The sequence below is a fragment of the Mycolicibacterium palauense genome, from assembly GCF_002592005.1.
Lineage (GTDB): Bacteria > Actinomycetota > Actinomycetes > Mycobacteriales > Mycobacteriaceae > Mycobacterium > Mycobacterium palauense.
In genome coordinates this window covers 1-14,415 of the sequence record NZ_NVQF01000110.1, presented here as the reverse complement: position 1 = coordinate 14,415, position 14,415 = coordinate 1, and the positions used below count along the sequence as shown (strand labels likewise).

Sequence of the window (14,415 nt, the reverse complement as noted above, 5' to 3'; positions counted from 1 at the left end):
CGGCGATGCCCGACCCGCTGATCGCGGCGATGCCCGGCCCGCCCCCCGGCGACGTTCTCCCACCTCCCGCTCCCGAGCGCGTCGACATCCCGGAGATCCTGCCCGTCGGCGTCGCCTCGGAGGCGGGGTTACAGCCCAACACCGTCCTGGCCGCCCGTGCCATCAGCGCCAGGTTTCCCCAGATCGCCGACATCGACGGGGTACGGCCGGACTCGAAGCCCTGGCATCCCAGCGGTCTGGCGATCGACGTGATGATCCCCAACTACGGCAGCGCCGAGGGCGTCGCGCTCGGAGACGAGATCCTGGCGTTCGTGCTGGGCAACGCGGGCCGTTTCGGACTGCAGGATGCGATCTGGCGCGACACCTACTACACGCCGGGCGGTCCGCAGGGATCGGGCTACGGCCACTACGACCACGTGCATATCACCACGACGCCACGGCGCTGACCGAGAGGTCGGCATGCTCCAGCAATCCGCGCGCCCGTGCCGGATGACGCGAGCAGCGGTTCCCGATGCACACCTCACATCGGCGGGCCGCCGAGCGTCTACAGGGTGTGATGGACCAACCATCGACCCGGAGGCCCGGCATGAATGTCTGGCAAGGGCTCGTCGATGCCACCGACTGGAGCCGGGTCGGCGCCGAGCTGGACGACCATGGGTGCGCCTTGACCGGGCCGCTGCTGACCCCGACGCAGGCGGCCGAGATCGCCGCGCTCTACGGTGACGGGTCCCGGTTCCGGTCCACCATCGACATGAGCCGCTACCGATTCGGTCGGGGCCAGTATCGCTACTTCCGCCGGCCCTATCCGGAGGCCGTGACCGCGTTGAAGGCGGCGCTGTACCCGAGGTTGCTGCCGGTCGCGCGCACCTGGTGGGCCCGCCTCGGACGGGAGGCGCCATGGCCGGACGACCTCGATGTCTGGCTGCGGCGATGCCACGCGGCCGGCCAATCGAAGACGACGGCCATCCTGCTGAAATACGATGCCGGGGACTGGAATGCGCTGCACCGCGACCTCTACGGCGAGCTGTTCTTCCCGCTTCAGGTCGTGGTCAACCTGACAGAACCGGGCGCCGACTACACCGGCGGTGAGTTCCTGCTCTACGAACAACGAGCCCGCGCCCAGTCGCGCGGCACCGCTACGGTGATTCCCCAGGGACACGGACTGGTGTTCACCACTCGCGACCGCCCCACCAGGTCGGTGCGAGGCTGGTCGGCGGCATCCATTCGCCACGGTGTCTCCACCGTACGATCGGGGACCAGGTTCACCCTGGGACTGGTCTTCCACGACGCCGCATGAATCCCATGAATCCGCCCGCGCCCTACACGCTGACAGGCGCCGACGGACGCCCGTGGCGCAGCGCCGTCCCGGGGACCGTCGGAGGCCATCGCGGCCGTAGCCGGGTACCGCCCCTGCGCGGTCTGCCTGCCGGCGGAATACCGGCAGTGGCGCGCGGTCATCGCTCTGCATCCACCGGCATCTCCGGCGTCCGGGCTGGGAACCGGTCCGCCCAGGCCTCGGGACTCGGTCGCGTCACCCCGATGACGTAGGCGATCGTGTGGTACCAGCCGGCGGTCACCGTCAGTTCCAGGATCTGGCGAGTGTCGAACAACGCACCCAGTTCGGCGAACAGGTCATCGGTGATCGTGCTCGTGTCATGCAGTTCGTCGGCCAGTCTCATCACCGTGCGCTGGGTGCGGTTCCAACACCGATCGTCGGGCCCGCCGTGCACGGTGGTCCGCAGTTGTTCGTCGGTCAGGCCGAGGGGCTTTCCGAACGCGGCGGCGTGTACACCCCATTCGTATTCGGCCCCGCAGCGTGCGCAGGTCCGGGCAATGGCGACCTCGCGCAGGACCGGCTCGACCAGGCCGTGGCCCAGGATCCCGGCCCCCAGCGGACGCATCCGCGCGGACAGGTCCTCGTGGATCGCCAGGGTGCGGAACAACGCCAGAGGCGTGACTCCCGAGCCCGGTGGCATCCATTTGTCCAGCAGTGCAGCGATATTCGGCTCGAATGGTGGCTCCAACGGGGCGACACGTGCAGAACCGGTCATCGGACGACCTCCTGGGCGCTTCGATTTACGAAGCAGGCTAACGCTTCGAAATACGAAGCGCAAGGTCCGTCGTCGGCTACTCTGCTTCTCATGGTCGCCACGCCTCGGCCCGGGCATCGGGTCCGGGGGTCTCAGAGCGGGGAACCGATCATGGCCCTGCTGGACCTGCTGGGCCGCCGTTGGACTCTGCGCGTCATCTGGGAATTGCGCGCCGACGACCTGACCTTCCGCCAATTGCAGCAGCGGTGCGGGTCCGTGTCGGCGAGCGTGCTCAACGACCGTCTTCACGAGCTGCGCGAGGCCGGCGTCGCCGAGTCCGGGGCCAACGGTTATCGGCTGACCGGCGAGGGTCAGCGCCTGCTGGAGGCCTACCACCCGCTGGCGGAGTGGGCCCGACGCTGGGCGGCGCGGGAGCGCGGTTCGTAGCGCTCGCTGCACTCGCCGGCCGGCTGGCCCGGCACCTCGGTTCGAACCGCGTCAGGTGGTGCGCGAACGCCGCCGGGTCGCCGGCGCGCGAAGCGACGAGGAAAGGTCGGCATGCCACCGGGTCATCGTCCGCTCGAAGTCGTCGTCCTCGGGCAGGACGATCCATGCGTAGGCGTGGCCGATACCGGTTGCCAGCATGTCGGTGACCACGTCGACCGGGTCGACGTCGGTACGCATCGACCCGTCGGCCTGGGCCGCCTGCGCCGCCTCGATCAGCTCGGCCTTGAGCCGGCGAATCCACGCCCGGATGCGTTTCCGCAGCACGTCGGTGTGATGGACCGCTTCGAAGTTCAGCACGAACATCGCGCGCAGCGTACGGGGGTCGTCGCGGGCGAACTCTTTCAGTCCCTCGATCGGTGACAGCAGGACGTCGAGCCCGGACGACCCCGGGGCCCTCTGGACGTCAATGCGGTTCTCGTAGTAGTGGCCGAGCACGAAGTCCAGCAGCACTTCCTTACTGCCGAAGCGTTCGGCGACCATGGCCCGGCTGTATCCGGCGTGCAGCCCGATGTCCTTCGAGGTGGTCTGGCTGAAGCCCCGTTCGGCGATCAGCTCTATTGCCGCCTCGGCGAGTCGCCGTTTGGACTCCTCGACGCGCTCTCGCTGAGTTCGCATGGCGTCATGCTTTCACGTCGATGGTCGCGACCCCGATTTCAGTCGGGGAGAGCCTGCAACGCGTCGGTGTCGGCGATGATGGCGAATGCCCGCTCGTTGAGCGCATGCAGCAGTTCTCTGGCTCGATCATTGAGGCCGTCCCAGGACATCCCGGCGGTCAGCGGGTAGGTGAGCTGGGCCACCAGCGCCACGCGGAACTGGCGCCACGCTTCGTCGAACGAGTACGTGATGCCGGCCTTCGCCAGGCCGTCCACGTAGCGCGCCACCAGTTCTCGTTCTCGCCCGGCGCGCTGCGTCGGCGTCATGCCCTGGCCCACCAGGTAGGCAACGTCCCAGATGCCCGCGGCGCGCATCGTCATCTGGAAGTCGACGATCGTCGGTGACCCCTCGGAATCGAAGAACATGTTGTCGACGCGCAGATCGCCGTTGACGACGGTGACCGGCTCGGTGAGTTCCGCCACCATCCTCGGGAGCCGCGTGGGCCAGTCTTCGATCAGCTCGGACAGTCCGGGTGGGATCGGTACCCGGGCCTTCGGGCGGTACGTTTCCCAGCCCGCGGCAATGCCCATGGTGAACAGGCCCGTCATGGCGGGGCTGTCGAGCCCTTCGAACTCCGGATGAGCGGCCTCGTCGCTGGGCAGATCCCACCCCCAGGCGTGCAGCAGGGCCAGCTGGTCGACCACCCGCTCGGCTCGCTCGAAGGGGATGCCGGCGACGTGGTCGCCGTTCTCGAGATATCCGAGATCCTCCATCAGAATGATGAATTCGTGTCCCTCCGAGTCAATCTCGGCGACATGAACGACCGGCGTATTCAGAGGGCACTGTGGGGCGACTGCCGCGTAGAAGGCCACCTCGCGGGCGTAGGCGCGGAACGCCTTCGCGATCTGTAGGTAGTCCGTAGTGGTGGGCAGCTTGGCTACCACGCTCATTACCTGCCCGTTGCTCAGCGTGAGCTTCAGCCGGTACAGGTAGGACGTGAAACCGACGCCCTCGCCGATGGATTCGGCGTCGAAGGACACCACCTCGGCATCGGCGGAGATGCCTCCGGAGGCACGCAGGGAGTCGGTGAGCCATCCGGGGGTCAACGCCTCGATGGTTGTGGGCAGTGCGGTCGCGGTCATGCAGCGAACGGTACTTGTCTGCTTGCTCACAAGCAAGTATCTTTGTGGTGGCCGTCACGGGATCGGGGTGACCCCGGTCCCGCGGCAGACTCTGCGACCAAGGAACGGAACTCAGAACATGTCGGACACGCTGCACGTCGTCGAGCAGTACAACTACGAAATCTGGAACAGACAGAGATACGAACTCGCGCCGGAGATCATCGGCGCCGAGGTGATTCGCAACGGCGCGGGGACTCGCGACGTGCTCACCCATGAGATGGCGGTGGAGCGAATCAAACAGGCGTGGAGCAGTGTTCAGCACGTCACCTTCGAACTGATCCACACCGTCGTCGAGGGTGAGCTGTGCACGATCGTGTACCAGGCAGACCTCCGCAAGCTGGACGGGACGCCGGACTCGATTGCCTCCATCGAGGTCTTCCGGGTGGTCGACGGCCGCATCGTCGAGGTGTGGAACAACGCCCACGAGCATGGTCGTTGGCCCGAGGCCAAGGAGCTCCCGGCGTGACCGCGGCATATCTCGAACTCGGCTTCTACACGCTGGGAGGTCAGCCGGAGTCACCACGTGAGTTGATCGACGAGATCCGCCGGGCCGAGGATCTCGGTCTGGGACACGCGTTCATCTCCGAGCGATTCAACACCAAGGAGGCAGCCACGTTGTCGGGTGCGGCGGCCGCCGTCTCGACGAACATCGGAATCGCCACGGGTGCCACGAACCACAACACCCGTCACCCCATCGTGACCGCCTCGTACGCCCTGACGATGCACCGGTTGAGCGGTGGGCGCTTCACCCTGGGCATCGGGCGCGGTGTGAAGGTGCTGCAGCGTGCGTTCGGGTTCTCCGAGGTCACCACGGCGCAGATGGAGGAGTTCGCCACGCTCATGCGCCGGTTGTTCAGGGGCGAGACGATCGTCGGGTACGACGGCCCGCTGGGGCGGTATCCGGCTCTGCGGCTGGGTTCGGACTACAACGAAGAGATCCCGCTGGGCATCGTCGCCTTCGGCCCGAACACGCTGTCGCTGGCAGGGCGCGCGTTCGACCAGGTCATCCTGCACACGTTCTTCACAGATGAGACGTTGGCACGTTGCGTCAACACGGTGAAGACGGCAGCGGAACAAGCCGGACGTGACCCCGACGCGGTAAAGGTCTGGTCGTGCTTCGCGACGATCGGAGATCACATCCCCGAGGAGCTGCGGCTGCGCAAGACGGTCGGCCGGTTGGCGACCTATCTCCAGGCCTACGGGGATCTGATGGTCAGCACCAACCGGTGGGATCCTGCTGTGCTGCAGCGATTCCGGGACGACGAGGTGGTGCAGGGGTTCTATGTGAACGGACTGCAGGTCATCGACAGCCCTACGACGACGGTCGAGCAGCTCGAGCACATCGCCACCCTGCTCCCCGATGAATGGCTGGCGCCGGCCGCCACCGGCTCGCCCGCGCAATGCGTCGCCGCGATTCGCAATCAGCTGGCGCTCGGCGCCGACGGCGTGATCCTGCACGGCGCCACCCCGGATGAACTGGCGCCGATCCTCGCCGCATACGAGTCGGTCCCGGCCGCAGCCCCGGTGGGGGATTGACGCGGCCAGGGTCCCCCGGACGACCTGGCCCGGACGACCGAGCGCCGAGGACCCGTCGAGCTGGCCCGACTGCCACAAAGCAGCTCGGGTGTGCACTCGGCGTGGCCTCGGCGCTCTCCGCAGCACCGGATCAGTACCGGATCAGTACCGGATCACCCCGCGCAGGTTGACGCCGTTGAGCATGTCCTCGTAGCCCTGGTTGACCTCGTCGAGCGTGTATTCGCGCGTGACGAGTTCGTCGAGCTTCAGCCGTCCGGCCTCATACAGCGCCAGCAGGCGCAGGATGTCGTCGTGCGGGTTGGACGAGCCGAACAGTGATCCGCGGACCTGCTTTTCGTAGAACAGCACGTCGGCGAGCACCATGTCGGCGGTCGCAGATTCGGGATTGGGAATCGCGGTGAGGACCACTCGACCCCGCTTGCCGACCAGACCGAGCCCCTGGCCGATGTGAGTGCCGTCGGACACGTCGACGGTGATCACGCAGACGTCGGCCATCCTGCCCAGCGTCAGATCGGTCACCAGCGGCAACGCCTCGTCCACCGAGGCAACCACATGGGTCGCTCCGAAGGTCGGGGCGTGCTGTTGCTTGAACGGAGCGGGATCGACGACGATCACGTGGCGAGCGCCGGCGATGTGCGCACCCTGAACGGCGTTCATGCCCACGCCACCCGCGCCCATCACGACGACGGTGTCGCCATCGCGGACCCCGCCGGTATGCACGGCGCTGCCGTAGCCCGTCGTGACGCCACACCCGATGAGCGCGGCCGTGTCGAGCGCGGTGCCGGTCGGGACCTTCACCACGGACTCGGCCGCGACGGTGGTGTACTCGGCAAAGGTGCCCAGGGCACAGTTCTGGCCGATGTCCCGGCCCCGTGCATGAAACCGGTAGGTGCCGTCGATCTGCGGGCCCAGCATGAGGAGCGCACCCAGCTCGCAGAGGTTGCTCATCCCACGCGCGCAGGGCTGACAGCGGCCGCAGGCGGGCAGAAAGCTCATGACAACCGAGTCGCCCTCGGCGATTCCGGTGACGGAGGAGCCGACGTCCACGACAACGCCGGCACCCTCGTGGCCGCCCACGACCGGCAGGGGGCGTGGGATGTCACCGGTCACCAGGTGGTGGTCGGAATGGCACAGCCCGCTCGCGGTGAGCTTCACCATGACCTCACCGGGCTTCGGTCCGTCGAGGTCGACCTCGTCGATCTCCCACTTCTGATTCATGCCCCACAAGACGGCGGCTTTGGTCTTCATCTAGCTCCTATGCATCCTGTCGCAACAGATTCCGGCGGATCTTGCCCGTTTCGGTACGGGGTAGTTCCGCGACGAAGTCGATGATCTTCGGGTACGCGTGGCGACCGAGTCGCTCCCGCGCGGCACGCTGGATGGCTCCGGTCAACACCGTCCGGGGCACCGAACCGTCGTCGACCACGACGGCCCGGACCACCGAACCGCGTGCCTCGTCCGGGGCGGCGACCACCGCGACTTCCTTGACGCCGGGCACGCTGGCGACCACCTCTTCCACCTCCGTCGGCCCGACGTTGTAACCCGCCGTTACGATGACGTCGTCGTGGCGCCCGGCGAACCAGTAGTGTCCGTGCTCGTCACGGCGTGCCATGTCACCCGACTGAAACACCCCGTTGACGGTCTTGGAGTCCCACAGCTCGTCGAGCCCGTGGTAGCCGAGGACCGGCCACCGCGGGTCGCGGATGCCGATGATTCCTTCGGATTCCTGGGGCTGTCCGTGTTCGTCGACGAGCGCGACGTCGTAGCCCGGCAGCACCGAGGACAGAGCGCCGGCGGGGATGTCGCGATCGTCGAACGCGAGGTTGGCAAGCACCATGGACATCTCGCTCGATCCGTAGGCGTCCTGCAGCCGTCCGCCGCCGATCTCGTTCCACGCGGTGACCAGCGAGGTGGTCAGCGGCTCGCCGGCCGACAGCCCACCGCGCACGGTGTCGGGCAGTCCGGCGCGGGCGGCGGCGGTGATCAGCCCGCGGTAGGCGCTCGGGGCCGATGCCACGTAGGTGACCCGTTCCTCGTGCATGACTCTCAGCCAGGCCGCGGGATCGAAGCTTCCGGTGTACATGACGCGACCGACTCCCAGCGACTGCACCCCGAGCCCCGCGGCATACAGTCCGAATGACCATCCGGGGTTCGCGCCCGCGAACACCCAGTCGTCGCTGCCCGGCGCCATCACGTGCCGCAGGAATCCCTGCAGCGGGATGATCAGCGAATGGGGGTGCAGCACACCCTTCGGCTTGCCGGTGGTGCCGCTGGTGTAGATCAGCGTCGCGCAGTCGCTGGGCTTGGTTCGCACGGTGGCGAAATCATCATTCTGGGTTGCGATCTCGCTCCAGAGGCTGGCATCGCCGGTTGATATACCGGTGCCCCGCGGTCCGGCGACCGTCCACACCGCCGGCGCCGACGTCAATGCGGAGTGAACCTTGGCGTAGGCGGCGCGGTATCGGTGGTCGACGACGACAACCGTCGGCTCGGCACCGTTGATGCGTTCGGCGAGCGCATCGACCCCGAACCCGACGAACAGCGGTACGTAGACCAGCCCCGCCCGCCATGCCGCGAGTGCGCAGATGTATGCCTCGATCTGCTGGTCCAGTACGGCGGCGACCCGGTCACCGCGCCGCAGCCCCGCGGCGGTGAACGCGTTGGCCAGCGCGCGCGACGCCGTCATCAGTTCGTAGTACGTCCACCGGCTGACGGTGCCGTCGGGATCGTGCACGCTCATCGCCACACGGGAACGGTCGACGGCCCAGCGGTCGCAGCATTCGTGGGCCAGGTTCAAGCCCCGATCGAGGGGCCAGTCGAGACGTTCCTCGGTGGCGTCCCAGAACTCCCTCGGCGGGAGATTACGTTCTGCGAGCAGTTCGTCGCGAAGCTCGGCGTGCGGGCGACTCAAGACGCTCCCGCCGGCTGGATGTCGATACCGGCCGCCTGCATCTGCACGACCGCGATGGCTCCGTCGACGTACTCCCAGACCTTGGTGATCTCGTCACCGCGGGTCTCGACACACACGCAGTACTCGTTGGTGTACTCGCCCTGGCCGTTGGGGAACTCGCCGCTGAGGGTGAACCGCACCGTGCCGAGATTTCCCTCGCTGATGGCGCTGTGCACGGTGGTCCGCATCGTGTCGCCGTTGTAGAGCATGGAGAACACGCGCCGCATGTTGCCCCGGATGACGTCCCGGCCGGTACTCACGCTGTCCATCACCTCGACCGGCGTGGCGGGTGTGATCCACCAGGTCGCATCCTCGGCGAGTACGGCGACGATGTCGTCGGGTCGGCCGAAGGCCTCGACGAGTTGAGTGGCGAGTTGTGCGGGTGTGCGTGTCACGCATGCTCCTTCACATTGGCTGGTGTGAAGCTGCACGGCATCCGCTTCACGGAACTGATGATGGTGTTGAGCTCGAATTCGGGTTCGCCGACTTGCAGGTCCGGCACCCGGGTGAGCAATTCGGTGAAGATGGACCTCAGCTGCATGCGGGCCAGCTGTGCGCCCATGCAGTAATGAGGTCCGCCGCCGCCGAACGCCAGGTGGTGGTTGGGTTTGCGCCGGATGTCGAATGTGTACGGGTTCTCGAAGATCCGATCGTCGAAGTTGGCGGCGGGGTAGAAGAGAATCACCTTGTCGCCCTCGAGGATCTTCATGCCCGAGAACTCGGTGTCACGGGTGGCGGTGCGGCGCATGGTGATCACGGGACTTGCCCAGCGGAGAAATTCCTCGATCGCGGTCGGTAGGAGTGCGTCGAGATCGTCGACCAGCAGGTCCCATTGTCGGGAATGCGCGGACAGCGCATGCATCGCGACGCTGGTGGAATTGCGGGTGGTGTCGTTGCCGGCGACACAGAGCAGGACGAAGAACGACGAGATCTCCATCTGGGTCAATTTCTCGCCGTCGATCTCGGCATTGACGAGGCTGGTCATCAGATCGTCTTCGGGGTGTGACCGGCGCTGTTCGGCGATCTCCTGGGACAGCCCGTGAAGCGCCGTCAGTCCCTCGGCGAACACCTCCGCCGGCTCGCGGCCCTGGTTGATGTCCGGATCGTGCAGTCCGTTCACCTTGAGGGCGGCACCGATCATGTCATCGCGGCGGTGCGTCGGGACACCGACCATTTCGCTGATCGTCCAGAGCGGTAGGCGCGAGGCGACGTGCTCGACGAAATCGCATTCACCGGAGTCGAGCCGGGACAGGTCGGTGACGATCGATGCGGCCTGCGCGGCGATCTGGTTCCGGATCTTCTCCAACCGGCGGGGGGTGAACGCCAACGAGACCAGACCGCGGACCTTGACATGCCTGGGAGCGTCCAGCACCAGGATCGAGCCGGCCGCTTCGTAGGCTTCCGGTGGGAAATCGTCGTAGTTGGTGCCCTGCCCGTTGCAGAAGGTGGCCGGGTCCTTGGAGATCGCGACGATCTCATCGTGGCCGGTGACCGCCCAGAAGCCGTCCTCGTCCGAGTTGATCACCGGGTTGGTGCCCTCCGCGGGTGGCTGCCACGACACGGGCTGGGTCCTGCGCAATGGTGCGAAGAATTCCTCCTCGCGCTGCCGGGGCGGGGCCAGCCAGAAGTCGAGGTTCCCGACCCGGACGTCGGCGAACGGTGGTCGGATGCGTGCTGTCACCAAAACTCCTCCTGTGCGCACGGGAGTGGCACCGTGCTGGGTCGATGGTGGACCGGCACGATGTTGCGCCGCATGTCTGTCGGTGCCAAAGACAGTCCTTAGGGTGACACGGGCCACAGCCATGGGATACTTTTTAACCTGAAGTAAAACTGTCGGAGGCGATGATGACATCCGCGAGGATCACCTGGTCGGTCTGTGCTGACGCGCCCAGCTCTCCCCGTCTGAGCGATGCGTTGGCGCCGTTCGTTCCCATCTCGGTGCCGGATATGCGCAACGGCGCCGATCGCGGAGAGTTCGCGAGCATGACGCCGATCGACGACGTGGTGTACGTCGACGTCTCGTGGTCCAGCCGGGAACTGGCCCGCCGGTCAGGTAGTGCGATGCCGGCCGGCGACGGATACTTCGCCCTGGCCGCGGTGCGTTCGGGCAGCGAGGTCGTGAGTATCGGCGGGAACACCTACCGGCTCACGGCCGGCGACGTCGTGTTGTGGGACTGCCAGGCTCCGACGCTGTTCAGCGTGCCCGCGCGGTTGCGCAAGAGCGCATTGCTGATCCCGGTATCGGTGCTGGCGCACATGTCGCTCATCCCCAGGGGCGGCGGCGGCCTGGAGTTCTTCAACGACGCCCCGACGGCGCCACTTCTCCGGCAGCTCCTGACCTATCTGGGCGACCACACCCAGCCGCTGTCACCGTCCTACCGGCGGACGCGCAACGCGCTGCTGGAGCTGGCGCTGGGAACGATCGAATCCGCCCGGGACACCGAGTCCACGTCGCTCGTATCCGCGCTGCGGATCTCCGTGTCGCGGTGGATCGATGACCACATCTTCGATCCCGATCTGCGGCCCACCGCGATCGCGGCTGCTCACGCCGTCTCGGTGCGCACACTGCACCGCGCGTTCGAGTCCGAGCCACAGACGGTCGCCGAAGTCGTTTCGGTGCGCAAGCTCGAGCGTGCCCGCGATCTCCTGTCGGAGGGCCGCAGCGTGACCGCGGTATCGGCGATGCTCAACTTCGCCAACCCCAGTCATTTCTCGCGGGTCTTCGCCGCGCAGTTCCGCATCACTCCCAGCGAGTACAAGCACCACACCTTCACGAACCGGGGCGACGCGCTCACCGAGGCGTCGGCTTAGTCGGATTCAGCGTGGCTCGATCCGATGGGGTCGGATCAGGTCTGCACGGCGGCCGAGCGCTCGAGCAGGGATTCGGCACCGGTCACCCCGAAGTCGCGCAGGACTTCGGCGGTGTGCGCCCCGGGCCGGGGTGGCCGTGCGCCCGGGACGGTCGGTGTCTTGGAGAAGCGTGGAGCGCATCCCGGCTGGATCACGCCGTCGCGTTCGATGACGCTGCCGCGACCGGATACGTGCGGGTGAGCTGCGGCCGAACGAAGGCTTTCCACCGGCGTGACGCAGGCATCGGTTCCGTCGAAGACCTCGATCCAGTGCTTCACCGGGTGAGCGCCGAACGCAGCCGTGAACAACTCCCGCATACGCGGCCACGTCGAGCGATCGTTCTGAGCGGCTGGATCGAGTTCCAGGCCGAGCCCGGCGATCAGCTCACGGTAGAAGCGATTCTCCAGAGCGCCCACCGCGACATACCGGTCGTCGGACGTGGCGTACACGCTGTAGAACGGAGCGCCACCGTCGAGCATGTTGACGCCGCGTTCGTCCTCCCACGTGCCGGTGGCGAACACCCCGTGGACGGCGGCCAGCAGATGCGCGGCGCCGTCGGTGATGGCGGCGTCGACCACCTGCCCCTGGCCGCTTTGCGCCGCCTCCCGTAGCGCGGCGAGCACCCCGATGACCAGATAGGTACCGCCGCCGCCGAAGTCACCCACCAGGTTCACCGGGATCTGAGGCGGGCCGCCTGCGGAGCCGATCGCATGCAGGGCCCCGGTCACGGCGATGTAGTTGATGTCGTGGCCGGCGGTCTGCGCGAGGGGGCCTGCCTGGCCCCAACCCGTCATGCGCCCGTAGACCAGTGCTGGATTGCGGCGCCAGCAGTCCTGTGGCCCCACTCCGAGTCGTTCGGCGACCCCCGGCCGGAACCCCTCGATCAGCACGTCCGCGCGTGCGGTCATCGCCAGCAGGGCCTCGAGCGCTTCGGGGTCCTTGAGGTCGAGGATCGCCGAACGCTTCCCGCGATTGAGCACGTCCAGCCGCGGATCGCCGGGGAAGAGCTCAGAGGTTGTCGAGCGGTCGATGCGCACCACGTCCGCGCCCAGGTCGGCAAGCAACATCCCGGCGAACGGCCCGGGGCCGATTCCGCCGAGCTCGATGACGGAGACGCCGTTCAGTGGTCCCGTGCTCATGGCGTGCGGTGTCCTTTCGATCGGGGCGGTGCCGACACCGCGGTCGGAGCCAACATCATGTGGTGGGTCATGTGGTGGGTATAGCCGCCCAGTCGACCGGCTGTACCCGGAAGTCGCGGACATCGCGCATGCCGGGGTTGATGAGGTCGATCTGCCGGCGAACACGACGTGCGAGCAGCCGTGCCACCTCGGCCTCACGGACCACGCCGGAACGGGAGACGAAGGCCTCCAGCTCGCGATCGTCCTGGGCCCAGTCGCCGGGCGCGAAACCGAGCAGCTCGGCCGACTCCGCCTGGTCGGACGCGTCGACGTCGGACATCGCCTGCGCGCTGCGGTGCAGTCCGGGTAACAGGTCGCGCACGACCTGCAGCCGGAACGCCAGATGGCCGTCGAGATTCTGGTCGGTCAGGATGTCGTCGACGATTCTTTGGACCGAGAGATGCGCCGGGTCGTTCCGGATGCTCGGATATGTCAGCGCGGGCGGGGGATCGAGCTGGTAACCGCCCTCTTCGGCGATGATCTCCAGACAGATCGTCAGCGACATGAGCGACCATGCCTGCCACTGCGCCAGATCGAACTCGGCCGGCGGGTCCGCACGGGTGCCCGCCGAGAGCATCGCGGTGAGCAGCGCGAAGCGGACCGCGTGAAAGTTCACCACGCTGCGGTTGATGGGCCGGCCGGTCTCCTGCGCGTACACGGCGAAGGCGTGCGTCAGGTCGCCGATGGGTTGGGCGGTGTCGCGCATCCGCATCGCGCCGAGATCGGCCATCGGATCGCCCAGGCAGGAGAACTCAACGTCCATCAGGGCGGTGACGCGCTGCTCGGCGTGCAGGAACTGGCCCGCATCGAAATGGATCCAGGACACGTCGTGACGGTGCACCGGGACGTTCCGGTGAAGCCAGGAGACGATGAATTCGATGACCGGGTCCGGGGCCGGCTTCACCTGGCGGTACCACTTCTCGGAAAGCCCGAACCCCATGTAGCCGATGTCGTGCGGAGTCGCAGGCCGGGACAGGCCGATCGACTCGAACGGGGCGGTGTCGAGTCGATGCGCCGCGGCGAGCCGCCGGACGTAGTCGGCGATGACCGCGTCGCGGACCCGGGAATCGTCACGCTCGTCGAATCGATCCCGTCCGTCCACCGACGTCATCAGAATTGCCTCGGGCTCGTCGCAGAACCCCAGGGGGGTGGGCACGGTGACACCTTGGTCGTGCAGAACCCGCATGATGTCGTACTCCCGCCGCAGCGAGAGGGTCCTGGTCCACGGCATGGATTCCTCGCGCTGGCAGCGCGCGTAGAGCTGCTGCGTGTTGCCGTCGACATCGACGGTCAGATACCAGGCCGGACGCCAGCGAGCCTGACGCTTCCATTCCAGGATGCGGCCGCCGGTCTGCCGTTCCACCCAGGCGAACAACTGCGGCCATGGTTGTTCCAGGCCGTCCCAGCGTGCGTGGGTCGTTGCGTCGGTCGTTGCGTCAGTCGTTGCGTCAGTCATGGTGTCCTCAGAGTCCGCCGCGGGTGATGAGTTGGGTGGCGATGACGTTGCGTTGGATTTCGTTGGTGCCTTCGCCGACGATCATCAGGGGGGCGTCGCGGAAGTAGCGTTCGACGTCGTATTCGGTGGAGTA

Annotated in this window: 15 protein-coding genes and 1 pseudogene; 6 read left to right on the top strand and 10 right to left on the bottom strand. The window is 67.1% G+C overall.

Annotation, left to right across the window (positions count from 1 at the left end; translation table 11 throughout):
• Both CSR00_RS26860 and CSR00_RS26855 read left to right on the top strand, forming a co-directional pair.
• A pseudogene (locus tag CSR00_RS26860) lies at window positions 1-446 on the top strand (glycoside hydrolase); the annotation flags it as partial.
• Between the two features lie 140 nt (window positions 447-586).
• Window positions 587-1,297, top strand: coding sequence for a 2OG-Fe(II) oxygenase (locus tag CSR00_RS26855; protein WP_099025446.1), 711 nt, complete (start codon window positions 587-589; stop codon window positions 1,295-1,297).
• 157 nt (window positions 1,298-1,454) lie between these two features.
• On the opposite strand, the gene CSR00_RS26850 is transcribed toward CSR00_RS26855, so the two are convergent.
• Window positions 1,455-2,051, bottom strand: coding sequence for a carboxymuconolactone decarboxylase family protein (locus CSR00_RS26850; RefSeq protein WP_099025445.1), 597 nt, complete (start codon window positions 2,049-2,051; stop codon window positions 1,455-1,457).
• Between the two features lie 150 nt (window positions 2,052-2,201).
• Here CSR00_RS26850 and CSR00_RS26845 point away from each other — a divergent pair, with 150 nt between their 5' ends.
• Window positions 2,202-2,477, top strand: a complete 276-nt coding sequence (locus tag CSR00_RS26845; RefSeq protein ID WP_245906620.1) for a winged helix-turn-helix transcriptional regulator — start codon at window positions 2,202-2,204, stop codon at window positions 2,475-2,477.
• Between the two features lie 51 nt (window positions 2,478-2,528).
• On the opposite strand, the gene CSR00_RS26840 is transcribed toward CSR00_RS26845, so the two are convergent.
• Window positions 2,529-3,152, bottom strand: a complete 624-nt coding sequence (locus CSR00_RS26840) for a TetR/AcrR family transcriptional regulator (RefSeq protein WP_099025443.1) — start codon at window positions 3,150-3,152, stop codon at window positions 2,529-2,531.
• 38 nt (window positions 3,153-3,190) lie between these two features.
• A complete protein-coding gene (locus tag CSR00_RS26835) occupies window positions 3,191-4,273 on the bottom strand; it encodes a phosphotransferase (RefSeq protein ID WP_099025442.1) in 1,083 nt (360 codons plus the stop codon).
• A gap of 118 nt (window positions 4,274-4,391) precedes the next feature.
• Here CSR00_RS26835 and CSR00_RS30875 point away from each other — a divergent pair, with 118 nt between their 5' ends.
• Entirely contained in the window at window positions 4,392-4,778 is a 387-nt protein-coding gene (locus tag CSR00_RS30875; RefSeq protein WP_099025441.1) for a nuclear transport factor 2 family protein, read from the top strand.
• Window positions 4,775-5,848 (top strand): TIGR03857 family LLM class F420-dependent oxidoreductase, encoded by a 1,074-nt coding sequence (locus CSR00_RS26825; protein WP_099025440.1) that lies wholly within the window; start codon window positions 4,775-4,777, stop codon window positions 5,846-5,848. Before CSR00_RS30875 ends, CSR00_RS26825 begins: the two co-directional genes overlap by 4 nt.
• 141 nt (window positions 5,849-5,989) lie before the next feature.
• Here the strand turns inward: CSR00_RS26825 and CSR00_RS26820 are convergent, their stop codons facing one another.
• Genes CSR00_RS26820 through CSR00_RS26805 form a run of 4 tightly spaced genes read right to left on the bottom strand, consistent with a single transcriptional unit; the run spans window position 5,990 to window position 10,479 of the window.
• Window positions 5,990-7,096: an NDMA-dependent alcohol dehydrogenase gene (locus CSR00_RS26820; protein WP_099025439.1), complete on the bottom strand. Its 1,107-nt coding sequence runs from the start codon at window positions 7,094-7,096 to the stop codon at window positions 5,990-5,992.
• Between the two features lie 7 nt (window positions 7,097-7,103).
• Window positions 7,104-8,759 carry an acetate--CoA ligase gene (locus tag CSR00_RS26815; protein ID WP_141564496.1) on the bottom strand — a complete coding sequence of 552 codons (1,656 nt, stop codon included), beginning with the start codon at window positions 8,757-8,759 and terminating at the stop codon, window positions 7,104-7,106.
• Entirely contained in the window at window positions 8,756-9,193 is a 438-nt protein-coding gene (locus tag CSR00_RS26810) for a nuclear transport factor 2 family protein (RefSeq protein WP_176562285.1), read from the bottom strand. The genes CSR00_RS26815 and CSR00_RS26810 overlap by 4 nt, the downstream gene beginning before the upstream one ends.
• Window positions 9,190-10,479, bottom strand: a complete 1,290-nt coding sequence (locus CSR00_RS26805) for a cytochrome P450 (protein WP_245906618.1) — start codon at window positions 10,477-10,479, stop codon at window positions 9,190-9,192. The genes CSR00_RS26810 and CSR00_RS26805 overlap by 4 nt, the downstream gene beginning before the upstream one ends.
• A gap of 302 nt (window positions 10,480-10,781) precedes the next feature.
• On the opposite strand from CSR00_RS26805, the gene CSR00_RS26800 reads away from it, so the two are divergent.
• Entirely contained in the window at window positions 10,782-11,609 is an 828-nt protein-coding gene (locus CSR00_RS26800) for a helix-turn-helix domain-containing protein (protein ID WP_176562284.1), read from the top strand.
• A gap of 35 nt (window positions 11,610-11,644) precedes the next feature.
• Here CSR00_RS26800 and CSR00_RS26795 read toward each other — a convergent pair whose 3' ends face one another.
• The 3 genes from CSR00_RS26795 to CSR00_RS26785 all read right to left on the bottom strand — a co-directional run.
• Complete coding sequence (locus CSR00_RS26795; protein ID WP_099025434.1) at window positions 11,645-12,787, bottom strand: CaiB/BaiF CoA transferase family protein; 1,143 nt, start codon at window positions 12,785-12,787, stop codon at window positions 11,645-11,647.
• Window positions 12,788-12,854: 67 nt separating this feature from the next.
• Entirely contained in the window at window positions 12,855-14,282 is a 1,428-nt protein-coding gene (locus CSR00_RS26790; RefSeq protein WP_099025433.1) for a phosphotransferase, read from the bottom strand.
• Between the two features lie 7 nt (window positions 14,283-14,289).
• A partial coding sequence (locus CSR00_RS26785; protein ID WP_281259762.1) for an acyl-CoA dehydrogenase family protein occupies window positions 14,290-14,415 on the bottom strand: 126 nt, incomplete at its 5' end.